16 protein-coding genes are annotated in these 26,601 nt (G+C 70.8%); 6 read left to right on the top strand and 10 right to left on the bottom strand.

What is annotated here, in order from left to right:
• Window positions 1–121: 121 nt before the first annotated feature.
• From C8E87_RS11190 to C8E87_RS11210, 5 genes are read right to left on the bottom strand one after another with little or no spacing between them, the layout of a single operon-like run.
• Window positions 122–796 carry a hypothetical protein gene (locus C8E87_RS11190; protein WP_133873032.1) on the bottom strand — a complete coding sequence of 225 codons (675 nt, stop codon included), beginning with the start codon at window positions 794–796 and terminating at the stop codon, window positions 122–124.
• Window positions 793–1,608, bottom strand: a complete 816-nt coding sequence (locus tag C8E87_RS11195; RefSeq protein ID WP_133873033.1) for an ATP-binding cassette domain-containing protein — start codon at window positions 1,606–1,608, stop codon at window positions 793–795. Before C8E87_RS11195 ends, C8E87_RS11190 begins: the two co-directional genes overlap by 4 nt.
• A complete protein-coding gene (locus C8E87_RS11200) occupies window positions 1,601–1,930 on the bottom strand; it encodes a PadR family transcriptional regulator (protein WP_133873034.1) in 330 nt (109 codons plus the stop codon). Before C8E87_RS11200 ends, C8E87_RS11195 begins: the two co-directional genes overlap by 8 nt.
• 48 nt (window positions 1,931–1,978) lie before the next feature.
• A complete protein-coding gene (locus C8E87_RS11205) occupies window positions 1,979–3,697 on the bottom strand; it encodes an ABC transporter ATP-binding protein (protein WP_133873035.1) in 1,719 nt (572 codons plus the stop codon).
• On the bottom strand, window positions 3,694–5,334 hold the full coding sequence (locus tag C8E87_RS11210) for an ABC transporter ATP-binding protein (RefSeq protein ID WP_133873036.1): 1,641 nt from the start codon (window positions 5,332–5,334) through the stop codon (window positions 3,694–3,696). The genes C8E87_RS11205 and C8E87_RS11210 overlap by 4 nt, the downstream gene beginning before the upstream one ends.
• A 121-nt stretch (window positions 5,335–5,455) precedes the next feature.
• On the opposite strand from C8E87_RS11210, the gene C8E87_RS11215 reads away from it, so the two are divergent.
• A complete protein-coding gene (locus C8E87_RS11215; protein ID WP_133873037.1) occupies window positions 5,456–6,880 on the top strand; it encodes an ATP-binding protein in 1,425 nt (474 codons plus the stop codon).
• Window positions 6,881–6,923: 43 nt separating this feature from the next.
• Here the strand turns inward: C8E87_RS11215 and C8E87_RS11220 are convergent, their stop codons facing one another.
• From C8E87_RS11220 to C8E87_RS11235, 4 genes are read right to left on the bottom strand one after another with little or no spacing between them, the layout of a single operon-like run.
• Window positions 6,924–10,127 carry a type I restriction endonuclease subunit R gene (locus C8E87_RS11220; protein ID WP_133873038.1) on the bottom strand — a complete coding sequence of 1,068 codons (3,204 nt, stop codon included), beginning with the start codon at window positions 10,125–10,127 and terminating at the stop codon, window positions 6,924–6,926.
• A gap of 22 nt (window positions 10,128–10,149) precedes the next feature.
• Window positions 10,150–11,271 carry a restriction endonuclease subunit S gene (locus C8E87_RS11225; protein ID WP_133873039.1) on the bottom strand — a complete coding sequence of 374 codons (1,122 nt, stop codon included), beginning with the start codon at window positions 11,269–11,271 and terminating at the stop codon, window positions 10,150–10,152.
• Window positions 11,264–12,880, bottom strand: a complete 1,617-nt coding sequence (locus tag C8E87_RS11230; RefSeq protein ID WP_133873040.1) for a type I restriction-modification system subunit M — start codon at window positions 12,878–12,880, stop codon at window positions 11,264–11,266. Before C8E87_RS11230 ends, C8E87_RS11225 begins: the two co-directional genes overlap by 8 nt.
• Before the next feature lie 23 nt (window positions 12,881–12,903).
• Window positions 12,904–15,075, bottom strand: a complete 2,172-nt coding sequence (locus tag C8E87_RS11235) for an N-6 DNA methylase (RefSeq protein WP_239079953.1) — start codon at window positions 15,073–15,075, stop codon at window positions 12,904–12,906.
• 1 nt (window position 15,076) lies between these two features.
• Between C8E87_RS11235 and C8E87_RS11240 the strand changes: the two genes are divergently transcribed.
• From C8E87_RS11240 to C8E87_RS11250, 3 genes are all read left to right on the top strand, one after another.
• On the top strand, window positions 15,077–15,883 hold the full coding sequence (locus C8E87_RS11240; protein WP_133873041.1) for a hypothetical protein: 807 nt from the start codon (window positions 15,077–15,079) through the stop codon (window positions 15,881–15,883).
• 80 nt (window positions 15,884–15,963) lie between these two features.
• The gene (locus tag C8E87_RS11245; RefSeq protein ID WP_133873042.1) at window positions 15,964–18,381 is read left to right on the top strand and encodes an AAA family ATPase; all 2,418 of its coding nucleotides are present in this window, start codon (window positions 15,964–15,966) and stop codon (window positions 18,379–18,381) included.
• Complete coding sequence (locus C8E87_RS11250) at window positions 18,378–18,764, top strand: hypothetical protein (RefSeq protein WP_133873043.1); 387 nt, start codon at window positions 18,378–18,380, stop codon at window positions 18,762–18,764. Before C8E87_RS11245 ends, C8E87_RS11250 begins: the two co-directional genes overlap by 4 nt.
• Here the strand turns inward: C8E87_RS11250 and C8E87_RS11255 are convergent.
• Entirely contained in the window at window positions 18,754–19,908 is a 1,155-nt protein-coding gene (locus C8E87_RS11255) for an acyl-CoA dehydrogenase family protein (protein ID WP_133873044.1), read from the bottom strand. The genes C8E87_RS11250 and C8E87_RS11255 overlap by 11 nt on opposite strands.
• 91 nt (window positions 19,909–19,999) lie before the next feature.
• On the opposite strand from C8E87_RS11255, the gene C8E87_RS11260 reads away from it, so the two are divergent.
• Together C8E87_RS11260 and C8E87_RS11265 are read left to right on the top strand one after the other, a co-directional pair.
• On the top strand, window positions 20,000–21,358 hold the full coding sequence (locus C8E87_RS11260; RefSeq protein WP_239079952.1) for a UDP-glucose dehydrogenase family protein: 1,359 nt from the start codon (window positions 20,000–20,002) through the stop codon (window positions 21,356–21,358).
• Window positions 21,359–21,481: 123 nt separating this feature from the next.
• A complete protein-coding gene (locus tag C8E87_RS11265; protein ID WP_133873046.1) occupies window positions 21,482–26,590 on the top strand; it encodes an SCO7613 C-terminal domain-containing membrane protein in 5,109 nt (1,702 codons plus the stop codon).
• Window positions 26,591–26,601 lie beyond the last annotated feature (11 nt).

A 26,601-nucleotide genomic window follows, 5' to 3' on the forward strand; every position in this document is an offset into this window, starting at 1 on the left:
CGCCGGACAGGGGCCGCCGCAGTCCAGCCGTCGGCGTCGCCGCGCCACTGTCGGCCGGGACCAGGCACACCTCAGGCGAACCAGGCGCAGACGCAGCACGGGCGGCCGGACGCCGGTACGGCTACGGCTCGGGGTAGCGGACCAGGCGCAGCCGCCAGTGGAAGACGGCCAGGGTGCCCAGCACGCAGATCAGCCACGTCACCCCGGCATGGGCGAGGCCTCGCCACACCAGGTCGATGCTCCCGCCGTCGACCGCGTAGTTGCCCACCTCGCGCGCCGACCAGAACGGCATCAACTTGGCGATCAGGCCGGCCGGGTCGGCCAGCATCTGCACCGAGCTGATGCTGAGCAGGGCGAGCGCCCCGTCCAGCTCGCGGGGCAGGATCGCGCCGATGAGACTGCCGACCGGTGCCGCGACCAGCGCGGACACCAGCATCATGACGCCGGCCGCCCACAGGTGAGGCAGGTCCTGGTCGACGGCAACCATCGTCCAGTAGCCCAGGGCCAGCGCCATGCCGGCGCCGGTCATCGCGAGCAGACGGCCGGCGATGATGCCGGTCACCGAGGCGCCGGTGAGCCGCAGCCGGGGGTCGACCCCACGGGAGGCGTTGACCACGAACAGCGTCAGGGTCGAGATCGCCCAGCCGATGCCCAGCGTCAGCGCCCGCGTGGACTGGCCGGAGAGGTCGCGCCGCACCAGGTAGAACCAGAACGGCAGGGTGATCACGAGCAGCAGCGCGGCCCGGCGGCGGCTCACTTCGAGGGCGGAGAGCCGGGCGACGACGAGGGTGGTCATGCGGCGACTCCCAGGTCGAGCACGTGGTCGACGTTCTGCAGGTCGTGCAGCAGGTGCGTGACGACCACGACCGCCCGCCCGGCGTCGCGCCAGGCGAAGACCTGCTGCCAGAAGTCCACATAGGCGCCCTGGTCGAAACCCTGGTACGGCTCGTCGAGCAGCAGCAGGTCGGGGGCGTGCAGTTCGCCGAGCACCAGGTTGAGTTTCTGCCGGGTGCCGCCGGACATCTGCTGGGCCCGCTGTTGCCGGCTCGGTCGCCAGGCCAGGCGGGCGGCGAGGTGCACGCCGGTCGACCGGGCCCGGCCGGGCACCATCCCGGCGGCCGCCCCGAACAGCGTGAAGTGTTCCTCGGCGGTCAGCCACCCGGCGGTTCCACCGTCCTGCGGCACGAACCCCACCCGCCGCGTGCGCCGCACCGTTCCCCCACTGGGCCGGGTCAGACCGGCACAGATGCGCAGCAGGGTCGACTTGCCACAGCCGTTGGCGCCGACGATCGCGGCGACCTCTCCCCCGCGTACGGTCAAATCGACGCCCTCGAAGACCGTGTGGCGGCGGTAGCGCTTGGTCACCCCGGCCAGGCTCAACAGGACGGGTCCGGCGCGATATCTCGTACGGGACGGGGCCGCGGCCGGCGTGTTGAGCTCGGCCACCAGGTGGCGGGCGTACAGGTGGGCCGGTCCGAACACGTCGGCGGGAGTGGCCGCGTTCTCGGCCGCCTGCTGGGTGGTCTCGTCGGCGAGGCGGCGGGCGCGGGCCGGTTGCAGGCCGAGACGCAGGAGTTCCGCCTCGAAGTTCGCGGGCCAGTCACTCATGCGGCACCCCGGTGAGCAGGCTGTCGACGCCGTCGCGGAACCGCCGCCAGTCGTCCGCGTGGGCGGCCAGCAGCTCCAGGCCGGCCTCGGTGATCGCGTAGTTCTTGCGGCGCGGCCCGCTTTCCGACGGCCCCCAGCTGGGGACGGCGAGCCCCTGCTCCTCGAGCCGGAGCAGGGCGGGATAGAGGGTGCCGCCGGGCACGTCGGCCACTCCGGCCGCGGCGAGGCGCTGGGACAGGCCGTAGCCGTAGTCGGCGCGTTCCCGCAGCATCGCGAGCAGGCACAGGTCGAGGAAGCCGTGCAGCCACGGCCGAGGCGTCATGGCTAGTCAGGCTAGCTGGTTAGTAGGCAGCCTGACTAGAGAGCCCGGCTAAAGATCCCGCTGACCAGACCAGGCCTGCCACAACGTCGCGTACGGGCCGGGCTCCTCGATCAGGGACGAATGCGGACCGGATTGCACCACTCGCCCCTGCTCGAGCACCACCACGCGATCGGCGGTCACAGCCTGCGTCAGCCGGTGCGCGACGATCACCGCCGTACGGCCCTCGAGCGCGGCGGCGGCGACGCGTTCCAGCAGCCGGGCGCCCGCGCTGCCCGCCTCGGCGGTCGCCTCGTCGAGGATCGCCACCGGAGGGTCGGCCAGGATCAGCCGGGCGAACGCCAGCTGCTGTGCCTGCGCCGCCGTCAGCACGTGACCACCCGCGCCGACCTCGGTGTTCGGCCCGTCCGGCAGCTGGGCGACCCAGTCGGCGGCGTCCACGGCGGCCAGCGCGGCCCACACCTCGTCGTCGGTGGCGGTGGGACGGGCCAGCCGCAGGTCGTCGACGAGCGGACCGGCGAAGACGTGCACCTCCTGGGTGATCAGGGCCACCTCGCCGGCGGGCACCTCGACGGCGCCGGACACCGGGTCGTGCACCCCGGCGATGACCTTGGCCAGGCTGGTCTTGCCGGCGCCGGTGGAGCCGACGACGGCGACCCGTTCGCCCCGGCGGATCCGCAGGTCGACGTCGCGCAGGACGGGCCGGTCAGGGTGGTAGCCGAAGGTGAGCCCGCTGACCTCGACGGCCGTCGGGGCCTCCGAGCGGGGTGTCACCGTACGCGGGGCGACGGCCAGGTCGGCCACCCCGATCAGGCGATCAAGTCCCGAGGCGGCCGCCTGCGCGTCGTCCACCAGGGCCAGGGCGGTGTTGATGGGGTTGAACAGGCCGTGGAAGTACAGGGCCGCGGCGGTGGCCGTGCCGAGGGTGACGGCGTCGGACCGTACGAGGAAGAAGCCTGTCGCCAGGACGGCGGCCAGCCCGGCGAACTCGGCGACGTGCAGCCTCGCGTAGAAGCGGGTCATCAGCGCGATCCCCTGCAGCAGCAGGTCGACGGCGTGCTGGGAGCGGACGGCGACGCGACCACTGTGCTCGCCGGCGATGCGGAACGTTCGGATGGTCGGCGCGCCGTCGATCGTCGCGAGCAGGTGGTGCTGCTGAGCGGCCACGGCGACCCGCTGACGGGCGTACAGCGGCACGGCGCGGCGGGCGTACCACCGTACGGTGTGAACCTGCACCGGCACAGCGATCAGCGCCGCGACGAGGAAGCGCCAGTCCAGCACGGCCATGCCGCCGAGGGTCAGCACGATGGTGAGGAACGCGCGGGTGAACTCGGGCAGCGCCGACCGCGCGGCCTCGCCGACCACCGTCACGTCGTTGGTTACCCGCGAGGTCAGGTCGCCCGCGCCGGCCCGTTCGACCTGTTCCAGGGGCAGCCGCAACGCCGACTCGACGAACCGTTCCCGGATCCGGGCCAAAGTGGACTCACCGGCCCGCGCCAGCAGGGCTGTGCCGAACCCGGCCAGCACGGCGTCGACCAGGGCGACCGCCACCAATGCGGCCCCGGTGACGACGAAATCGCTGGTGGCGGCACTGCGGGTGGCCAGATCGACGATACGGCCGAGCAGCGGTGGGGCCAGCAGGCCGGCGATCGTGCCCGCGATCAGCAGCGCGAGCGCCCCGGCCAGCCGGCCACGTTCAGGCCGCAGAAACGTCAGAAGAACGGCCCGCGTACGGGTTCCGGCCGCGATCGGAAGCGGAGTGGTCGTCATGCCAGCACCGTCTCCCGGTAGCTCTCGTCGTCCGCCGCCAGCTCGGCGTGCGTGGCGTCGGCCCGCACCGCCCCGCCGTGCACGAACAGCACGCGGTCGGTGATCGCCAGCAGGGCCGGGCTGGTCGTGATGAGGATCGTGGTGCGGCCCGCACGCACCTCGCGCAGCCGCGCGGCTATCCGGGCCTCGGTGACGGCGTCGACTGCCGTGGTCGGGTCGTGCAGGGCCAGAACCGGAGCGTCGGCGGCCAGGGCACGGGCCAGGGCGAGACGTTGCCGTTGACCACCGGAAAGCGTACGGGCGCCGTCGCCGAGCACGGCGTCGAGCCCTTCGGGAAGGTTGCGGGCGACCTCGTCGGCGTCGGCGGCCACCATCGCGGCCTCGACGGTGGCCGGGTCGGCGCGGTCCAGCGAGACGGCCGAGCGGACGCTGCCGTCGAACAGGTCGGTGTGGTGCTCCACGGCCAGCACGGCGGCCCGCAACTCGTCGGGCCGCAAGGAGGTCAGCGTGACCCCGTCGAGCGAGACGGCGCCGTCGGCCGGGTCGGCCGACCGGTTGAGCAGGCGGATCAGCTCGGCGGCCTCGGCCGGGTCGGTGGCCACCACACCGACGAGCTCGCCCGGCGCGACCTTCAGGGCCAGATCCCGTACGCGCAGGTCGATCTCCCCCCGTACGGGTGTGACCGGCGCCTGCTCGCCCCCGCGCACCGCCTCGGGCGCGGACAGCACCGCCGCGACCCGCTTGGCCGACGCGCGCCCCTGAGCCAGGTCGGCGCCGACCCAGCCGAACGTGGACAGCGGCCCGACCAGGAACTGCGCCAGGCCGATGGAAGAGATCAGCTGCCCCACGGTGATGTTGCCCCGCACCGCGAGAATGCCCCCGGCCACCGCGATCACGGCCAGGAACAGCCCGCTGATGGTCAGAACCAGTCCCTGGTACGCCGCCTGCATGCGCGCCGCCCGCACGGTCGCCGTCAACGCGACGCGGCTGCGCTGCCGGTAACGCGCGACCGCTGCCTCCTCGGCCCGCAGCCCCTTGACCACCCGCAGCCCCGAGACCAGGTCGGCCGCGATGCCCGAGGCGTGCGCGCCGTGCTCCTGCTCGGTCTCGCTGCGTTCCTCCAGCGGCTTGCCGATCAGGCGGGTCAACCACATCAGCGGCGGGAGCCCGAGCAGCACCAGCAGGCCGAGCGGGATCGAGATCGACAACAGCAGCACGGCCGTGAAGCCCACGGCGACAACCGCCGCGCTCCCGTACGTGATGGCGACCGCTATCCCGCCGACACGCGCGGTGTCGCTAGTGGCGACCGCGACCAGCGCCCCCGGCAACCGGCCCGACTCGGCGCCGCCCCGGTCGTGCAGCACCCCCCGGGTCACCCGCAGGCGCAGATCGTGGGCGGCTTGCTCGGCCGCACGCTCGGCGGCCCGGGCGCCGTACCGGAAGCTGTAACTGAGCCCGACGTAGATCGCGCCCAGCACACCGAGCCAGAACGCCAGGTCACCGATGCCACCGTCGACAGCCCGATCGATGATCACGCCGATGAGGAACGGGACGGCCGCCTCGCCCGCCTGGTGCCCACAGGCGAGCACCGAGCCGAAAACAATGAGGCGGCGCTGCTTCTTGAGGGCGTCCCTCATCAACGTACGCTCCACGGGTCGCTTGTTTAGGGCACCCTAACCTAACGACTCCGCCCCGGGCGAGCCGCCCGATGGTATCGCTCGCGATAGTATCTCTGGCGAGACTATTACGGGAGGCTCCATGGTCGCGTTCGTCGGGCGGGAAGACCAGCTGGCCGTTCTCGACTCCCTCCTGACAAAGGTGGCCGGCGCAATCCCGGACGATCCGCGTCCCGGCCAATGCCTGCTCATCCGGGGTCGCCGCCGCATCGGCAAGTCCAGCCTCGTCGAGGCGTTCGTCGACCGTACGCCGGCGCCGGCGGTCTTCTTCACCGCCGCCGGCGCCGCCGAGCAGGTCGAGCTGGAAGCCTTCGTCGAGGCGGTGAGCTCGTCGGACCTGCCGGATCGGGCGGTCTTCGACGACGCCACGCCGGGGAACTGGAGTGCCGCGCTCCGGCAGCTCGCCGGTGTGCTGCCCGACGATCGGCCCAGCGTCGTCGTGATCGACGAGGTTCCGTACCTGGTCGAGCGTGTGGACGCCTTCGAGGGGATCCTGCAACGGGCGTGGGACCGCGAGTTCAGCCGCAAACCGGTCCTGCTCATCCTGATCGGCTCCGACCTGTCGATGATGGAAGCCCTGAGCTCCTACGGCCGGCCCTTTCACCAGCGTGGCAAAGAAATGGTGCTCGGCCCGCTGAACCCGGCCGAGGTCGGCGACATGCTTCAGCTGCCACCGGCCGAAGCCTTCGACGCAGCCCTGGTCACCGGTGGCCTACCGCTGATCTGCGCCGGGTGGCCGCCGGGCGCCGGCCTGCGGCAGTTCCTCGCCGCCGAGCTGGCCAACCCGGTCTCGCCGCTGCTGGTGTCGGCCGAACGTTCCCTGGCCGCCGAGTTCCCCGAATCCGCCATGGCCCGTTCGATCCTGTCGGCGATCGGCAGCGGGGAACGCACCTTCACGAACATCGCCCGGGCAGCCGGAGGCATCTCCCACTCGACGCTGACCCGCGCCGCCGACGTGCTCATCGGCAAACGCATGGTCGCCGCGGAGTTGCCTGTCGCCCTCACCCCGTCGAAGGAACGGCGCTACCGCGTCACCGACCCCTACCTGCGGTTCTGGCTCACCTTCATCGCCCCGCACCTGCCCGAGATCGAACGCCTGCGGGGCGACCTCACCCTGCGAAGAATCGAGGCCGGTTGGACAAGCTGGCGCGGCCGTGCCGTCGAGCCGCTGCTCAGGGAGTCGCTGGCTCGCCTGCTGCCGGACTCCTCGCTGCCCGCAGCCCCGGCGATCGGCTCCTACTGGACCCGCTCCAACAGCATCGAAATCGACATCGTCGGCGCCGACCGAGCCCCCGTCGCCCAGCAGTTACTTTTCCTCGGCTCGATCAAGTGGCTGGAACACGCGCCGTTCGACGACCATGACCTGCTGGCCCTGCAACGCCACCGCGCAGCCCTCACCGACGACCCCGTCCCCTTGCTCACGATCAGCCGCAGCGGCGTACGGGTTTCGGAGTTGGCCGCTTCCTACGGCCCGGACGACCTGCTCGAAGCGTGGCGTCGGGATTAGGCCGCAGCATTAATCGGACCGTTACGTCCGGCCGGTGGCCCGTCTACGGTGTTTTCACGGCCCACTCGGTGGCGAAGGTTTCGAGTTGGCGGAGGACCAGGTCGACGGCGGCGCGTTCGTGGTCGGGTGGGTAGTCGTAGCGGGCGAGCAGCCGGCGGATGTGGCTGCGCAGTTTGGCGCGTACCGGCTCGCGGGAGAACCAGTCGACGGTGATGGTCGACTGGACTGACTTCACCAGCTCGCGGGCGATCTCGGCCAGGGTGCCGATGCCCAGGAGCTCGGTGGCGGCGCCGTTCTGGGCGACGGCGTCGTAGAAGGCCAGCTCGGCGTGGTTGAGCGGTGGGTCGAACTGCTGGCCGCGGCGGGCGTCGGCGGAGACCTCCTTGGCCAGTTCGACCAGTTCGACGATCAGCTGGGCGCTGGTCAGCTGCTGGCGCATGTAGCGGTTCATCAGGTCTTCGAGCTGGGCCGAGAAGCGTTCCTGGCGGACCACGTTGTGCTTGGTGACCTCGCGCATCTTGCGCTGGATCAGGCGGCGCAGCGCGGCGGCGGCGAGGTCGGGGGTTTCCGACTCCTGCAGGCGCTGGATCGCGACGCCGTTGAGTTCGGTGATGTCGAGCCGGCCGAGACCCGCCTCGGCGTAGATGTCGGTGATGTCGGCGGCGTCGACCACCTCTGCGGCGAGCTGGGAAAGGTAGCGTTCCACCTCGGCGGTGTTGGGCAGGCCCTTCGCCTCGCGGTCGGCGGCCTCTTCCTTGACGATCCAGACGCGTACGTCGCGGAAGTAGTGGATGTCCCGGCGCAGCCGCTGGATGTCGCCGGCACGTTCGACGAAGTCGCGGCTGGTGGCGCAGAGGGCGTAGAAGCGTTCCAGGCGGCCGGCCGAGTCACGGAAGCGCTGGTGCAGCGGCTTCGTGCCGGGCTCGACGGTGTTGCCGGGGGTGCGCGGGTTGCGCAAGTAGTTGGCCGCCAGGCGCACCGCCCGCACCCAGCTCTTTTTGTCCGCCTGGTTGTCGAGGACGTCGCGCCACTTCACCGGGGCCAGCATCGCCTCGATGACGGAGATTTCGTTGTACACCTCGCTGATCGCCCGATCGATCTCCCGGCCCAGGGTCTGGTCCTCCTGGTCGGAGGGGGTGTACTCGGTGAGCGCCTTGCGCAGGTTCTCGGTCAGCGGGGCGTACCCGACGAGCAGGCCGTCCTGCTTGCCGGCGAACCGGCGGTTGACCCGGGCGAGAGCCTGCATCAGGTTGGCGCCCCGCATCGGCCGGTCCATGTAGATGGTGTGGATCGGTGGCGCGTCGAAGCCCGTGAGCAGCATCGAATGCACGATGAGAAGTTCGAGCTCGTCGTCCGGGTTCTTGGCCCGGTTCTGGACGGCCTTGCGCTGCGACGGCCGCAGCATGTGCGGGCGGAACACCTTGTCGTCGGTGGGCAGACTGCTGAAGACGATCTTCATGACGCCCTTGTCGACGGCCGGGTCCGCCCATTCCGGACAGAGCTTCGCGAGGGCGTCGTACACCTTCACGCAGATCTCCCTGGTGGCGCAGACCAGCATCGCCTTGCCCGGGCCGCCGAGCTGCGGCCGCATCAGGTCGCGCCGCTTCCCCCAGTGCTCGACCAGGTCCTTCGCCAAGGTCTCGACGCGGTCGGGGGCGCCGTAGACCGTGTTCATGGTGGCCGCGTACGCCACCGCTTTGCGCCGCTCCGCGTCGTCCAGGCTGGCGGTGAGCGTTTCCACCTGCTCGTCGATGCTCTCCGGGTCGATGTCCGGCGGCAACGACACGGGGATGATCCGCGGCTCGTGATAGACCCGTACGGTCGCCTCGTCGTCGACGGCGCGCTTCAGGTCGTACACATCGATGTACTCGCCGAAAACCGCACGGGTGTTCACCTCGGCGGTGGCGATCGGGGTGCCGGTGAAGGCGATGAACGTGGCGTGCGGCAACGCGTCGCGCAGGTGCCGGGCATACCCGTCCAGGCTGTCGTAATGACTGCGGTGCGCCTCGTCGACGATCACCAGGACGTTGCGGCGGTCGGAGAGGAGTGGATGCGACCGTCCGGCCTCCCTCTCTTCCTTCGTACGCCCGAACTTCTGCAACGTGGTGAAGATGATGCCCCCGGCGTTCCGGTTGGACAGTTTGTCCCGCAGTTCGGCGCGGGAGTCGGCCTGCTCCGGTTCCTGACCCAGCAGCGGCCGGCTTTCGTGGAACGTGTCGAAAAGCTGATCGTCGAGGTCGTTGCGGTCGGTGAGCACCACGATGGTCGGGTTCTTCAGCGCCGGATGGTGGGCGGTCAGCGCCGCCGTGCACACCATCTCCTCCGACTTGCCGGAGCCCTGGGTGTGCCAGACGACGCCGGCCTTGCCGTCACTCTGCGACGCGAGCACGATGCGTTCGACGGCCCGCGTGACCGCGTAGAACTGGTGCGGCTTCGCGATCCGCTTCGTGGCCGAGGTGAAGTTGACGAACCCCGCGGTCAGCTCCGCGAACCGTTGGGGGAAGAACAGGCCGTCCAGGGCGACGATGAGCGCCTCGGGGCCGTCGTACTCCGGTGAGCTGGTGTCGACACGCTCGCCGTAGGAGTCGATATTCCAAGGCGCAAAATGCTCGTACGGGGTGAAAGGGGTGCCGTATTTCGCGGTGACCCCGTCGGAGATCACGCAGAGCACGGCGTGGCGGAAGGCGAGCGGAAACTCCTCGAGGTACGTCTGCAGCTGGGCATGCGCGCCGGTGAGAGTCGCCTGCTCGTCGGTCGCGTTCTTCAGCTCCACGAACGCAACCGGCAGGCCGTTGAGGTAGAGCACGACGTCGAACCGGCGCTGGTGATCACCGTCGACCACCAGCACCTGGTTGATCGCCCGATAAACGTTCCGGTCCGGGTGGTGCAGATCGGCCACCCGTACGGTGGGGTTGTGCTCGGCGCCGAACGCATCGGTGTACGTGATCGAGCGGATGCCGTGGACCAGGCGCTCGTGGGCGGCCCTGTTCTCGGCGAACGCCTCACGGGAAGCCACGTCGGTGGCCGCCCGGACAGCCTCGGCGACCGCCGGCGGGGGCAGGTCGGGGTTGAGCCGCTCGATCCCCGCCCGCAGATCCTCGACCAGCACGAGATCGGCCCAGGTCTGCCGCTGCCCGGTGCCGGGGCCGAAATCTTTGCCGGAGCCGGTTTCCCAGCCGAGCTCGAACAGCTCCTCCAGCGCCATGTTCTCCCAGCCGGCCTCGTCCAGCCTTCCGTCGAATCCCATCCCCGCCCCTCCCCGTCCTTACCTAAACCGCGTCTTCAACAACCTTCTCGGCGTCCTTGACCCGCAACCGTCCCGACATCAACTCCGGCAACAAGGTGTCCCGCAGCGCGATGAGCGTTGAGTTCTCCGCCGAAGCAGCCGAGGCGCGCTTGTGGAGTGGAGCGACCTTCTCAGCAAAAGCCTTGACGACCTCCGGCGCAGGCAGGCGGACGTTCATGGCCTTGAAGTTCTTCCTGCTGAGCTCCAAGAACGTCGAGCCGTTGGCCAGGCCGACCATCTCGTCGACACGGTCCCTCATCTCGTGGAACAGCCACATCGTGAGGTTTTCGTCCGGCGCGGTCACGACGACGAAGCCCTGATTCACCGCGGTGGGGATCTGAGGAATGGCAAAAGCCCCGATGGTTGCTCGTGACGTCATCAAGATCGAGCCGGCCGGATACAGCGCCGAAGCACACTCGTCGAGGCCAGCGTCAGTGATCTTGCGACTGGTGTCGAACAGATACGGCACTCGCAGTGCTGTCACGTCGGATGGCGTCGACCAGGCGATGGCGCCACCCCAGAACGCGGGATTCTTGGTGCTTGGCGTTCCGCCTCCGCCTACCTGGGCGATGGAGTCGAAGGTTTCCGGACCGGCCGGAATGCCGTCGACGGCCAGCTCGAAATACGCGTCCGCAAGCTGGAGCGCGCAGGCGGCGATACGGTCGTTGACCCCGATTTTCTCATCGAGCGCGGCCAGCGTGGCCGATATCTTTCGCTGTTCGGCCGGCTCCGGAACCGTGACCTCAACTCCTTTGATGAAGTTGCGGTTCAGCATGGGTTGCACCGATCCGGAGTTGTAGCCGCTGAGATCCAGCGTCTGGAAAAGGTGGTAGACGAATCGGACGTCGTTCCCGTGGAAGTCCGTCACGTACAGCGTGGTGTTCAGCGGCCAGAAATCGTCCTGGATCAGTGCAGGCACGCCGAGATTTGCCGCTCGCCCCAGAGTCACGCCCGGCCCGGAGGCCTTTGCTGCGTTGTGCCAGCCGGCGACCCCTCCACTGCCCATGACCGGCACGTCTCCGGGGATCCGCTGACTGGAGGGGAGATCGTGCCCCCGTTGCAGTGTCACCAGGTCACCGAGGGTGGTTTTCCGCCATTCAGACATCGACCCTCCCCAGCACTCCCCGGACGACTTTCTCGAGATGACTCGACTCGTCGAAGTTGGCGTACAGCTCTTTCCTGAGGTGTTCGATTCGCTCGGTGAGCGGCACAGCGTCCGGATCCACTTCCGCCGCGCTCGCGCCGACGTAACGGCCGGGGGTCAGCACGTGGTCGTGGGTTGCTACTTCGTCGAGGGTTGCTGAGTGGCAGAAGCCGGGGATGTTTTCGTACGTCTGGTTCTTGGCTTTGGCGGATTTGGTGCCACGCCAGGCGTGATACGTGTCCGCAATCCTGGCGATGTCGTCGTCCGTAAGAATGCGTTCGGTGCGGTCGACCATGGTGCCGAGGGCACGGGCGTCGATGAACAGGATTTCGCCACGCCGGTCCGTCAGCCCCTTCGCGCCCTGCGGGCCCTTGTCCTTGGTGAGGAACCACAGGCAGGCCGGGATGGCGGTGGTGCGGAACAGGTTCGGCGGGAGCGCGACCATGCAGGCGACCAGGTCCGCCTCGACCATGGTGCGGCGGATCTCGCCCTCGCCGGACTGCTTGGAGGACATCGAGCCGTTGGCCAGGACAACGCCGGCGCTGCCGCGGTCGCCGAGCTTGGACACGATGTGCTGAAGCCAGGCGTAGTTGGCGTTGCTCTGCGGCGGAACCCCGTACCGCCAGCGGGGGTCGGATTCGCGGCGCGCCCAGTCGCTCATGTTGAACGGCGGGTTGGCCATGATGAAGTCGGCCCGCATGTCCGGGTGTTTGTCGTCGGAGAAGGTGTCGGCCCAGCGGTCGGCGATGCCCACCGGGTCCATGTGGTGGATGGCGAGGTTCATCTTCGCCAGGCGCCAGGTGCGTTCGTTCTGCTCCTGGCCGTACACGGCGATGTCGTGGGTGTGATCGCGGCCGGCGCGGGCCTCGATGAACTTCTGCGACTGGACGAACATGCCGCCGGAACCGCAGCACGGGTCGTAGACACGTCCCGAGTAGGGCTCCAGCACCTCGACGAGAACCCGCACCACGCTCGACGGGGTGTAGAACTCGCCGGCCCGCTTGCCCTCGGCTCGGGCGAACTTCTCCAGAAAGTACTCGTACGTCTCACCGAGCACATCCTGGGCGGGGCGGTCGCCGTGGCCGGTGAAGCGGGCGTCGCTGATCAGGTCGACGAGTTCCTTGAGGCGGTTCTTGTCGACGTTGTCGCGGTTGAAGATCTTCGGCAGGACGCCGGTCAGGGCCGGGTTCTCCCGCATGATCGCGTCCATCGCCTCGTCGAGCAGTTCCCCGACGCCCTGGGGCGCGTTCTCCACCAGGTAGTCCCAGCGGGCGTTCTCCGGCACCCAGAAGACGTTGGCCAGCGTGTACTCGTCGCGATCGTCGAGGAAGTCGGCCCGCCGGCTCTCCGGCAGGTCGGTGAGGCTCTCGGCGATCTTGTCGCGGCGTTCGGCGAAGGCGTCCGAGACGTACTTGAGGAAGACCAGGCCGAGGACGAACTCCTTGTACTGCGCGGCGTCCATGGAACCGCGCAGCTTGTCGGCGGCCTTCCACAGGATGTCCTGGATCTGCTTCGTGCTGGAGACGGTGAACAGTTCGGTCTGTCCGCCGGCACGTTTGCGTGGGGGCACTGTGTCTTCCGTTCTGGTGGAGTTCAGGAGTCCGTACCGTACAAAGTTGTGAGGGTGCCGTCGGCGAAGCCGGTCACGGCGAGTCCACGTAGTTCCGTCAAAAGGTCGCTCTGTTGCCGTAACAGCCGCTCGCGTTCGTCGAGCCGGCGGAGAACATCGTCCAGACGGGCCACTTCATCGCCGCTCAGGTCGGGAATCGTCACGTCGTGCAGGCGCTGGGGACGTACCGCGCTGGGGCTGCGCGTGGTGTTGTCGGCGATGTCGAGCAGTGCCTTGAGGACTCGTGGGGTGAGGCCGCTGCCGGGTACGACACGAAGGCCACGGGCCGGGAACTCGATCACCGAGAGGCCGGACTCGTCGAGCAGAGCACCGAACCGGGGGGCCGAGGTCACCACGATGTCACCGGGTTCGGTGAGCAGGGCGTGGGGATACTCCGTGTTCAGAATCAGCCGATCGATCCAGCGCTTCGAGGACGGCGCGAGGACTTCGGCAGGGCCGAGGACCCGGTAGTGGCCGCGCGGCGTGACATGTGAGGGCGACAGGCGGTGCCCTGGGAGTTGGCGTACGCGGCGGGCGGCGCGCAGGGCGCCGAGGAAGATTGCCTTCGGACGAGCGCCGTCGCGTTGAGCGGCACGGGTGGTGAGGGGACCGTGCTTCACCCCGTACGAAATGGCCTCCTGCTCGGCCTCGGTGAGGCGGCGCTCGGCCTCCCCGATCAGCGCGGGGCGATCGGCGGCCTGCCGAGCGCGAACGATGGCCGAGCCGGAGGCCGACGGCCGTAACGCCGTGCCGCGACGCAGGTCGAGAGCCGTCAACGGAACCACCTGGCCGGTCCGGGACTCGTGACCGTCACCGGGCCGGAACCCCTCGGCCCGCCACAGCAGGATGTCCTCGGCCACCGTCCGCGCCCCGCGTTCATCGAGATCAGCGCTGCTGAGGTCGGCCAGGAAAACCCGTCCCTCGGTCGCGCGGATCGGGTCGCGGGTGAGCACCCACAGGGCGGCGGGGTGGCCGGGGCGAGCGGGGAACACCCCGCCGGGCAGTCGCACGACCGCTTCGACGAACCCTTGAGTCAGCAGTTCCGCTCGTTTGGCGATCGCGTCGGTGTCACGCAGGGTGTCGACCAGGCCGGCCGCTGGGCCGACCACGATGGCCGTACGGCCGGGGCCGAGCCGGTCGGCGATATCCCCGATCTTGCTGAGGTCTTCGACGGTGTCGCGCAGTTCGGCGGGCTGGTAGGGCAGCCGAGTGACGATCACGTCGGCCTCTGCGAACTCGTCGTTCAACTCGTCCGGGACCACGTCGACCGCGAACTCGGGAACGCCGGACAGCAGCAGGCGGCGACGGATCAGCCGGGCCAACGTGAGGTCCGGCTGGGCGGCGGTGAACCTGAGCGTCTCCGGTTCCTGGCCGGGCAGCAGCGCGGCGAGCAGATCACCGGGGCCGGCCCACGGATCCCCGATGGTGAGGTGGCCGGCCGGGTGAAGGCGGCCCGGGAGGTCGGCGATCATCCGGATCAGTGTGATCAGGGAAGCGGTGAGGGCGTGGGCGTTCAGCTCCGGCCAGCCGAGGCGTGCCGCGTTACCGAGCAGGAACTGATGCGCCCGGCTCGGGTCATAGGCGCCTTCGATCAGTTGCTCGACCAGCTGCGGCAACACGGCCGGCACGGCCGCCTCGCGCAGATCGCTCAGCAGGAATTCGTCGTCCGGGTCGAGGCGATGGGCAAAAGACAGCAGGTCGGCGGGCAGGGCACGTCCGGCGAGATGACGCAGGGCGAGGGCGGCGCTCAAGGAGAGCAGCATGCGACGGCCGCCGTGCTTACGGGCGTACGCGGTCAGGGTGTTCATGTCGCGTTCGGCGCGCAGGGTTTCGGGCTCGGTGTTGCCGAGACCGGTTGCCAGGAGCCAGTTGAGGACCGAGTTGGCTGAGTAGAGGAGCTGCCCGCCGCCGTTCGGCACCGGAACAGGAAAGTCCTGGTGCCGGCGCCGCCAGGTCGTCACCACGGGGCGCGCCACCTGGGCGAGCCGGGCCACCTCGGCCGACGACATGTACTCCTCGTTCACGCCGCTCACTCTAAGCCCCTCGTACGCCGAAGTCGCAAGCATTCGTTGATAACCCGGGTTATCAAGCGGAGTGACTCGCGCGAACATGCGGTTGTGCTCTCCTGTGATGACCGTTCGAATCAGGAGTTGCATGATGACCGTTCCGCAGAACCCTTTCCCGCCGAGTCCCCTCCCCCAGCCGAAGCGCGGCAAGCGCGGCCTCGTGATCGCGGGCGCCGCCATGACCGCCCTCGTCCTGCTGTGCTGCGGCATCGGAGTCGCCGCGCTGAACGGTGACGACAAGGACTCCTCCCAGCTTGGGGCGGTGTCGGTGCCCTCGACGGAGCCGGTGACGACAGCCACCGCCCCAGCGACGGGGAGCACCACAACGCCGGCGGAGAGCACCACGACGGCGGAAGCGCCGCCGACGACCAAGGCGGCCGCCAAGCCCCGGGTCATCAAGGGGCGCGGCGACGACGTCGTGGACATCCCGCCGCTCACCGAACTCTCGGTGGTCGTCTTCGACTGCCGGTGCTCCAGCAACACCGTGCTCAAGAGCGACGGGCCGGAGTCCCTGCTGGTCAACGAGATCGGCAAGTACAAGGGCAAGCGCTGGATCAACCTGGAGGAGGGCGCCCAGACCACCCAGTTCGAGATCAACGCGTCCGGCCGCTGGACGCTGACGATCGGCTCCGTCGACCAGCTCGCCACCAAGGCAGCGTCCGGCAAGGTGTCCGGCAAGGGCGACGACGTGATCGTGCTCGGCGGCAGCGCCACCAAGGCGAAGATCACCCATTCCAAGGGGTCGTCGAACTTCGTCGTCAAGGCTTACTCGCTCGAGACCGGCGACGGCGGTCTGCTCGTCAACGAGATCGGCGGGTACTCCGGCACCCGGCCGCTGCCGGCGCCGGCGCTTGTCGAGGTGACCGCCGACGGCAGCTGGAGCATCTCCCCGTCCTGACCAGCTCCAAGCCCGTCCTGACCGCAACACCGCTCTGCCGCGAACAGAGCGCCGAACCGGCAGTAAACCAGGGGGTCCCCATGGACGACGCACTCACGCTCTATCACGAACTCACCGACCAGCTGCGGGCTCACGGAACCACCGGCCCGGCCACCGATCTGATCCTCGCCGCCTTCCGGGGCGAGGACGCGCTCGCGGCAGTGATGCGCGGCGAGCCATTGCCCGAAGCGCCCGCCGACGCGGCGGAGGCCGACGAGGCGCCGGAGGTCTACCTGGAGTCGGTGGAGGTCACCGGCTTCCGGGGCATCGGCACACCCGCCGCCGCGCTGCGGCTCAAGCCCCAACCCGGCCTGACCGTCATCGCGGGCCGGAACGGCTCCGCCAAGTCCAGCCTCGCCGAGTCGATCGAGTACGGCCTCACCGAGGACTCGCCGCGCTGGTCGCAGCGTCCGCCCGTGTTCCGCGAGGGCTGGCGCAACATGCACTACAACGGCGAGCGCGCGATCGCGGTGAAGCTGCGTTCGGCATCGAGCGGTCAGCCCGTCGTGATTCGCCGTACGTGGGCCGCCGGCGAGACGGACGTGGCGGCCGCGACGGTGCACGTGACCCGGAACGGCGTCACGCTTCCGTCGGACGCCCTGCCCGAATGGCTGCGCCCATCGGAACGGTTCCGCCCGTTCCTGTCCGCCCGCGACCTCGAGCGGGTGATCGGCTCCAAACCCACCGAGCTGTACGACTCGATCGCGCCGATTCTCGGGCTTACCCCGCTCTCCGAGGCCGGCGCACGGCTGCAGGTGTTGCGCAAGGAACGTGACGATCGGGCCGCGGCGCTCCGAGGTTCGTTCGGCGACCTGCGTACACGACTCGTTGGGCTGGACGATCCGCGAGCCGGTGAAGCCGTACATCTGCTCGGAAAACAGGCGGGAAAGGCGAACCTGGCGGCGCTCACCGAGCTGGCCGCAGGGGAAACCGGTGACGGTGACGCTCGTGCGGCGTCGGCCGCGCGGCGACTGGCCGAGCTGGGGTTGCCCGACATCGGGAACACCCTGCGCGAACTGACCCAGGCGGAGGAGTCGGTTCAGCAGCTCGCCCGCACCGAGGTCGCTGTAAGGCACCGGGTGGCGGACCTTCTGTCGGGTGCGCTCGAGATGCACCGGGACCTGGGAGATCAGTCGTGCCCGGTGTGCCAGGTCGGTGTTCTCGACGGAACGTGGCGCGAACAGGCCGAGCGGGAGGTCGGCCAGCTGCGCTCGGCCACCGAGACGATGCGTGCCGCTGCCCGGCGCCGCGAAGCGCTGCTTCGGCAGGCGCAGAGCGAAATGGGCACCGTACGCGGGCTGCTGGACCCGGTCGTGACGGCCCTCGCACCGTCACTGCCGGAGCAGGCCGCCGAACTCGATCGGGCATTGGACTCGCCGGCCCTCGACCGACCGTCCTGGGACGAGATCTCGGCAGCCCACCACAAGCTCGGTGTGGCCGCGGCCGAGTGGCTGGCCAACCGGCACGACTCGTGGCGGGAGCCCGGAGCCGCGATCCGCCGCTGGGTCGAGGACGCGAAGGTCGTTCGGGCCGAGGCCGATGAGCTGGCTCTGCTGACCAAGGCACGCAACGACCTCATCGCCGTCACCGACCGGATACGGGCCGACCGGTTCCAGGCGGCGGCGCAGCATTCCCAGCACATCTGGAACCTGCTGCGGCAGGAGAGCAACGTCGCGATCGGCGAGATCCGGCTCGGCGGCACGAGCACCCGGCGGCGGGTCGACATCTCCGTGGCCGTCGACGGGACGGACACCCCGGCGCTCGCCGTGATGAGCCAGGGCGAACTCCACGCCTTCGGGCTGGCGCTGTTCCTGCCCCGGGCGTGCGCCGACGCCAGCCCGTACCGGTTCGTGGTGATCGACGACCCGGTGCAGAGCATGGACCCGAGCAAGGTCGACGGGTTCGCCGAGGTGCTGCGCGAAGTGGCGCGTACCCGGCAGGTCGTGGTGTTCACCCACGACGACCGGCTGCCCGAGGCCATCCGGCGGCTCGGTGTGGAGGCCGACGTCCGCGAGGTGACCCGGCGCGAGGGCTCGATCGTCGAAGTGCGCAAGAACCTGTGGCCGGCCAAGCGCTACCTGGAGGACGCCCGGGCGGTCGCCCTCGCCGAGGACATCCCGGAACAGGCGAAGCGATTGATGGTCGCCGGATTCTGCCGGTCCGCGCTCGAGGCGACGGCCATGGACCGCTATCGCGCGGAGCAGTATGCGGCAGGCACGCCCCTGCGAGAGATCGACGCTGCCTTGGACGCGGCGCACAGCGTGCAGGCCAAGCTGACCCTCGGACTGTTCGGCGACCCGGGCCGCCGCGGGGACCTCTACGCCCAGCTGAACCGCAGCCGGGTGCCGCGCGCCGTCGACACGGTCAAGGCCGTGGCGAAGGCAGTTCACGGGCAGTGCGACATGGCGAGCCTTGACATGGTTGTCGCCTCCGAGGCGCTGGTGGCGAGGCTGTCATGAGCGATTGCCTGGAAACCGCCGACCGGATGCTGACCACCGTCGTCCGCGGGGCCCGGGGATGCTGGCCCCGAGCCTGCGCCTGGCTGCTGCGCCACGAACTCGAAGCCGCCATGGACCGCTACTGGCAGCGGGCGTGCCCGGAGATCGGGCAGGCCCGCGCCCAGCGGCCGAAACTGCTCCTCCTCGGCCACTACGCCGGTACGGAGATCGGGCAGCGGGCCAGTTACCTGTGGTGGGCCCTGACCCGAGCCGGCCACCACCACACGTACGAACTCGGCATCACCGCCACCGAACTGGCCCGCCTCCGCACCGAACTGGTCGCCCTCATCGCGCTTCTCGACGCGAGGGAGGTCTCGCAGCGCAGAGAAGTCGTCAGTCCTTGAGGAGCTGGCGGGCCATGACGACGCGCTGGACCTGGTTGGTGCCCTCGTAGATCTGGGTGATTTTGGCGTCGCGCATCATGCGCTCGACCGGGTAGTCGCGGGTGTAGCCGTACCCGCCGAGCAGCTGGACCGCGTCGGTCGTGATTTCCATGGCGGCGTCGGAGGCGAAGCACTTGGCGGCGGCGCCGAAGTAGGTCAGGTCGGCGTCGCCGCGTTCGCTCTTGCCGGCGGCGACGTAGGTCAGCTGGCGGGCCGCCTCGAGCTTCATGCCCATGTCGGCCAGCATGAACTGAACGCCCTGGAAGTCGGCTACGGGCTTGCCGAACTGCTTGCGCTCCTTGACGTAGTTCTTCGCGAAGTCGAGGGCGCCCTGCGCGATGCCCAGCGCCTGCGCGGCGATCGTGACGCGGGTGTGGTCGAGCGTCTTCATCGCCGTCGCGAAGCCGGTGCCCTCGTCGCCGATCATGCGGTCGGCGGGGATGCGTACGTTGTCGAAGTAGACCTCGCGGGTGGGCGAGCCCTTGATGCCGAGCTTCTTCTCGGGCGCGCCGAAGCTGACTCCCTCGTCGGACTTCTCCACCACGAAGGCCGAGATGCCCTTGGAGCGCTTGGCCGGGTCGGTGACCGCGAAGACCGTGTAGAACTCGGACACACCGGCGTTGGTGATCCAGCGCTTGACGCCGTTGAGCACCCAGAAGTCGCCGTCGCGGACCGCGCGGGTGGTCATCGAGGCGGCGTCCGAGCCGGCCTCGGGCTCCGACAGGCAGTACGAGAACATCGCCTCGCCCGACGCGACCTTGGGCAGGTAACGGCGTTTGAGGTCCTCGGAGGCCGACAGGATCAGGGGCATCGTGCCGAGCTTGTTGACCGCGGGGATGAGCGACGACGAGCCGCAGGCCCGCGCCACCTCCTCGATCACGATCGCGGTGGCCAGGGCGTCCGCGCCGGCACCGCCGTACTCGACCGGGATGTGCGGGGCGTGGAAGTCGCTCGAGCGCAGGGCGTCGTACGACGCCTTGGGGAACTCGCCGGTCTCGTCGGCCTCGGCCGCGTTCGGCGCCACCCGCGCGTCACACACCTCGCGCACGGCCGCGCGGATGGTTTCGTGATCCTCAGGCAACTGGTAGACGTCGAACTCGCTCATGCCCCTGGTCCCTTCCCTCAAGCAGTCCCGCCGCTATGTTACTGGCGCGTAGCGTACGCCTGCCAGAGGTCCGGTCGTTATGCCGGACGTGATGCGTTTGTCATTCCTGGGCACCGGTTACCTCGGCGCCACGTACGCGGCCTGTTTCGCCGAGCTCGGCTACGAGGTGCTCGGGTACGACGTCGACGACGCGAAGATAGCCAAGCTGGCCGCCGGGCGGGCCCCCTTCCACGAACCCGGGCTGGACGACCTGCTGCGCCGCAACCTGGCCGCGGGCCGGCTACGGTTCACCACGTCGTTGACCGAGGTCGCCGGGTTCGCTGACGTGCACTTCATCTGCGTGGGCACCCCGCAGCGCCCGGACGGGATGAGCGCCGACCTGACGTACGTCGAGAACGTCGTCACCGCCCTCGCGCCGCTGCTGACCCGCCGTGCGCTGATCGTGGGCAAGTCGACCGTGCCGGTGGGCACCGCGGCCTGGGTCGAGCAGCTGGTCGCCAAGCACGCCGACCCGGCCCTGGGCGTCGAGGTGGCGTGGTCGCCCGAGTTCCTGCAGGAGGGGTACGCCGTCGAGGACGTGCTGCGCCCCAACCGGATCGTGGCCGGGGTGCGTTCGGAATGGGCCCGCGTACGCCTGCACGCCGCTCACAAGGGCGTGTTCGACCTGGCCGCGACCGAGGACCGGGACGTGCCCGTGGTGGTCACCGACTTCGCCACGGCCGAGTTGGTCAAGGTGGCCGCGAACGCGTTCCTGGCCACGAAGATCAGCTTCATCAACGCGATGGCGGAGGTCTGCGAGGTGGCCGGCGGTGACGTGACGCTGCTGGCCCGGGCGATCGGCTACGACCCGCGGATCGGGCATCGGTTCCTGCAGGCCGGGCTGGGGTTCGGCGGTGGCTGCCTGCCCAAGGACATCCGCGCGTTCCAGGCGCGGGCGCAGGAGCTGGGCGCGGGTGAGGCGCTGCGCTTCCTGCACGAGGTCGACCTGATCAACGCACGGCGGCGGGGGCGGGCGCTCACGCTGGCTGCGGAGTTGCTGAACAGACCGGTAGGTCCAGCGGGTCCCGACCTGTCCGGCGCCCGGATCGCGGTTCTGGGCGCGACGTTCAAACCCCATTCGGACGACGTACGGGATGCGCCCTCCCTCGCCGTGGCGGCCGCGCTGGCCAATGCCGGGGCGCACGTGCATGTGTACGACCCGGAAGGCATGCCCAACGCCCGTGCCGCCCAGCCCGCTCTCGCGTACGAGGAAAGCCTTGTCGCCGCCGTGACGGACGTCTCTCTGGTGGTCGTGGCGACCGAGTGGGCCGAGTTCCGCAACGCCGACCCGGTGCTCCTGGGCGAGCTGGTCGCCGAACGCCGGGTCATCGACGGGCGGAACTGCCTGAACCCGGCCCAGTGGGCGCAGGCGGGATGGACCTACCGCGGGATGGGCCGGCCGCCCGTGTGACGACCGATGTCGCCGTCTGCGCGTTTTCCATGGATGTCGACCGCCGTGAGCCTGTTCTAATGAATGTCGTACCGGCATGCTCTAGTTAGACGGACGGGTGCCCGGGCAGGTCGAGGAGGTTCCGTGGCGCAGGCTGGACAGCCCGACGGCTACGACGATGAGCTGGCCCGCATCGAGGCCTCGATCGCGGATCTGAAGATCCGCGACATGGAGGCGGCCAAGGAACGCACGCAGATCGCCGCCAAGATCCAGGCGGCACAGTTCCAGCGTGACATCCTCGCCCACGCCAACCAGCAGAAAAAGGCCGCCAAGGCCAAGGCTCGCCGTCCCCGCCGCCGCGGGTCCGACGAGTTCCCGCCCCCGCCCCCGCCGACGGGCGCCCCGACCGGCGACAAGCCGCCCCCGCCTCCGCGCGCCGGCATTTCGCCCGGTCCGCGGCCCGACTGGGCGCCGCCGGGCTCGCCGCACACAGGTCCGCCCGGGGTGGCCACCGACGGTGTCACCATGCTGGTCGACGACCCGCCGCCGACCGAGCGGGTCGCTCCGCCGCCGCGTCGCTCCGCCGGGTTCACCGGCGCCGAGCACCACCCGCCCGAGGCCTCCTCCCAGTCGGTGCAGAACATCCTGCTCGCCCTGGGCGCGCTGCTCATCGGTGTGGCCGCCGTGGTCTTCGCCGGGGTGGCGGTCAGCAACCCGTTCGCCCGGGCGTTCATCCTCGCCCTGTGCACCGCGATCGCTCTCTCCGTCGCCCCCGGAATCGCCAAGCGCGGCCTGAGCTCGACCGGTGAGACGGTCGCCTGGGTCGGGCTCATCCTGCTGCCGCTGACCCTGTTCGCCCTGCACGGCAGCCCGGCGACGGGCGGCGAGTCCGTGCCCGTCCCGCTCTATCTGGGCGTCACGTTCGCCCTGACCGCGGTGGCCGCCTTCGTCTACGCCGGGTTCACCCGCCTTGCCGCGCCGCGCTACGCCACGGTGGTGGCCGTCCAGCCGGTGCCGCTGCTGCTGGCCGAACCGATGATCGAGAGCCCGGCCGGCTGGGGCATGGCCCTGACGGTGGTCGCCGTCCTCGACCTGCTGCTGCTCACCACCGTCATCCGCAAGGGTCGGCTGCTGCCGCGCTGGCCGTGGGGCCGCCCCGGCCCCGCCGACCGGCAGACGCAAGACCCCGCCCCGATCGCCGAGGACCCGCCCGAGCGCCCAGAGACCGCTCGCGAGGAACCCGACCTGATCATCCCGGGGTTGTCCGGTCCCCGCCGCGGAAACTGGCTGCGCTCACGCATCTTCCCCGGCCCGCGCCCGGGCGACGCGCCGCCCGCCGGCTCGGTGCCGCTGGCCCCGCCGGCCTCTCCGCCCTCGGCCGACTGGCTGCGCGAGCTGACGTTCGCCCTGCTCTGCGTGGCCAGCGCGGGCGCCCTGCTCTATTCGTCGGTGGCGCTGCTGCAGGCCCAGGCGCTGCCCGACGCGCTGCGGTCCGGCCTCGTGCTGGTGCTGGCCGCGCTCACCGGCGCCGCCGCGGCCTACCTGCTCGACAACCTGGCCGCCCGCAACATCGCCGGCGGTGTCCTCGCCCTTGCCGTGATCGGCGCGACCGCCCGCATCGCCGACGTCGTCTCGCCGCATTGGACGCTGGCCGTCGCCGCGGCCGCCGTCGCGGTCACCGGGGCCGTGGTCACGATGATCCCGGCCGAGGTGCGCCGCGGCCCGCAGATCGCCTCGGCGGTAGCGCTCGGCATCATCGGCCTGATCCTGGTGATCGACTGCCTGCGAGCCGCGGTTGCGCCGCTGCAGGCCGCCCGCCCGGTCTGGCACGCCGGCACGGCGGACTACGCGCAGCGCATGGCCGAGGCGGCCGGCGATCTGGGCTGGCTGCTCGCGTTCAGCGCGCTGCTGGTCACCATCGCCGCCGCCCTGGCCCTGCCGCCCGCCCTGCGGCACGAGGGCGCGGTCATCGGCATCGCGCTGACCGCCCTGGCCCTGCCCGCCTCGCTCGGGCTGAACTGGTCGGAGGCGCCCTGGCCGCTGGTCATCGCCTCGGTCGGCATCGGCGCGGCCGGCCTCGCGGCGACCACCCGGCGCATCGCGGTCGTCCACGTGGCCGCGGCCGGGGTGGTGGGCCTGTTCGGGGCCGGCGCCGCGCTGGGCGCGGCCTGGCTGACCGCCGCCGTGCTGACCGCGCTGGCCGGCGCGGGCGTGATGATCGCGGTGGCCGCCCGCCAGATCCCCATCCGCCTGTACGCGTGGCTGGTCGGCGACTGGGCCGCCGGCGCGGCCGCGCTGGCCCTGCCCGGCGCCGTGGTCAGCGCCGCGCTGGCCGTCGCCGACCGTGGTGACGGCCCGCCGCCCACCGAGGCGGTCACCGTTCCCGCCCTGGCCGTCGGCTTCCTGGCCGTGGCCGCCACGCTCAGCTACGCCGCCGTCTTCCAGGTGGCGCGGCGCGACATCAGCCTGCCGCTCACCGCCGGCACCGGCCTCGGCGCGATCGCCCTGGCCCTGGCCGCCCTGCTCTCGCCCGGCGCCACCGCCCCCGACATCTGGGTCGGCGCGCTGCTGCTGGTCGCGGCGGGCCTGCTGTTCTTCTCCAAGTCGATCGACAACGGGCGGCGCAGCGACCGGCTGCTCGACGGCCCCGACATCGCCGCCGCGGCCGCCACCGTCGCCATCTGCGGCGCGCTGGCCCGGGTCTTCGCACTGGCCTTCCCGCAGGCGCCGCTGGCCGTGGCCGGCGTGGTCGTGCTGATCGTTGCGCTCGGCGTGGCTGTCCTGCCTGAGGACTGGGCGCGCGGCCCCAACCGCGGGCTTGCCGTGGCCGGCGGGGTGGTCGGCGCGATCGCGGGTTATCTGGCGCTGGCCGGGGCCGTGCGCATGCTGTCCGTCCCGGCCGACCTCTGGGACGCCGACCTGACCCAGGTCCCCAGCCCCGGCGCGGGCGCCTGGCAGGCCCCGTTCGCCCTGCTCGCGATCTCGATCGCCGCCGCCCTGGCCGCGCCCCGCCCGTGGTCGCACCTGTTCTCCGCGATCGCCGGGGCGCTGGCCGCCATCGGCGCGCCGTTCGCGCTCGGCCTGCCCTGGTGGTCGCCGCTGCTGATCGGCGGGGCGGTCGGGCTGGCGTACGCGATGGCCGCCGTGTCCACGATCGACCCGATCGCCGCCCTGTGCCGCGCCGGAGCAGGCGCCGTCGTGCTGCTGCACGCCGTGCTCGCGTCACTGGCCCGGCCCTGGTCGACAGCCCTTTCGCTGCTCATCGTGGTGATGGTCGGCGCCCTCACCGCGGTCATGGCCCGCACCCAGGTCGCCGTGATCGAGGATCCGCCGCCCGGCACCCCGCTGCCCCCGCCCGGCCGGTTCTGGTCGCCGTCGACCATCACCGAGGCCGACCTGGCACGCGACGACACCGGCATGCCCCGGCACCGCGCCCAGATCGGAGGCGCCGCCACCGGGGCGATCATGCTGGCGCTGCCCGGCGTGCTGGCGTCGGTCGCCGCCGACCAGGGCCATGGCGCGCTCATCCTGCTCACCGCCGCGCTCGCCGGATCCAGCCTCAGCCTGGCGATGCTCGCGCTGGCCGGCCGTTACATCCCACAGTTCCTGCCGTGGGCCACGGCCGGGCTGGTTCTCGGCGCCACGATCACCGCGTTCGCCTCGATCCCGACCCCGCACCCGACGGCCCTCTACGCGGCGGCTGCGGCCCTGCTCGGCGTCCTGGCCGAACTGCTACGCGGCTCGATCCCCGCGCCGGGTCTCACACTCGCCCGCGAGGGCGCGTTCTCCGGTGGCAGCTATCGCGCCCGCCGCTGGACAACGGCCCGCCCGCTCGGGCTCACCGGCCGCTGGCTGGTCGACCCGGCCACCAGCGCGGTCGTGCTCGCCCTGGTCCCCACCATCCTGGCCATCTTCTCGATCGCACCGGCGTTGCGGGCCGCCCTGATCGACCCGCTGGGCCAGCTCCAGCACATCTGGGACGGCCCGATCCCCGCCCTGGCGACACCGTCGTCGGGTTACGTCGACGAGACCAGCGTCCTGGCGATCGTGCTGCTCACCGGGGCTGCCGCGCTGGCCGCGATCGGCTTCGGCGGCCGCGCCTCCGAGGCCGTGCCGGTGATCATGCCCGGCCTGGCGATCACCATCCTGATCACCCCGATCGCCCTGCAGGCGGACTACCCGACCGCCACCACCGCGGCCCTGCTGGTCTTCACGCTCTCGATGCTCGGCCTGGCGCTCACCCCGCCCCCGGCCGGCCGGCGCTCCTCACTGCTCGGCACGATCCGCACCATCGTCTTCGTGATCGGCCTGCTCGCCGGCAACGCGGGCCTGGCCGGAAGCCTCGCCCAGCAGCGCCTCACCTTGCTGACCCTGGGCTGCGCCATCTTCGTCGGCCTGGCCGCCGCACTGGCCGGCCGCAGCCGCTTCGCCCGCGTGCTGGGCTGGGTCTTCGCCGCCGTCATGGGCCAGTTCTTCGTGCTCACGGCCGCGATCGCCGCCGGGGTGGAACGCCCCTGGGCCGCGTTCGGGGTGCTGGCCGTCGGAGCCGCGCTGCTGATCCTCGAGGCCACCGTTCCCCGGCTCGGCCTGCCGCAATACCGCATCGAAGCCACGACGATCGAGTGGAGCGGTTACGCGTCCGCGCTGATCGCCGGCGTCATGGCGTTCGACTCCCCCGCCCACCTGGCCGCCATGCTCGCCGCGTGGGGCGCTGTCCTCGGCCTGGCCGCCGCCCGCGTCGGACGCCCGCCCAACCAGCGCCGCGCCCTGTTCTGGACGGCGGTCGGCTTCGAAGTGGTCGGCTGGTGGCTGTTCATCGCGCTGGCCGACGTCGCGCTGCCCGAGGCGTACACACTTCCGTTCGCCGCCCTCGCCCTGCTCGTCGGCGTCGTCGAATCGCGTGACCGCCCCGACCTGAGCAGTTGGGTGGCGTACGGCCCGGCGTTGCTGGCGGCCTTCGTCCCCACCATCGGCATCGTGCTGGCCGGCAACGGCGGCGAACTCCGCGAAGTCCTGCTCCTGCTGGCCGCCGTGGCCACCCTGATCGTCGGTTCCCGCAACCGCCAGCAGGCGCCCGTCGTCGTCGGCGCCGTGGCCACCATCATCGCCGCGATCCACTTCGCCATGACCCTGGTCGGCCCGTGGCTCGTGCTGGTGCCGCTCGGCGTCATCCTTCTCTGGGTGGGCGCCACCAACGAAAACCGTCGCCGCACCCGCGAGGGGTTGCGGGGCGCCCTGGTCCGCATGCGTTAGGCCCATATTCC

Source organism: Paractinoplanes brasiliensis, from assembly GCF_004362215.1.
Lineage (GTDB): Bacteria > Actinomycetota > Actinomycetes > Mycobacteriales > Micromonosporaceae > Actinoplanes > Actinoplanes brasiliensis.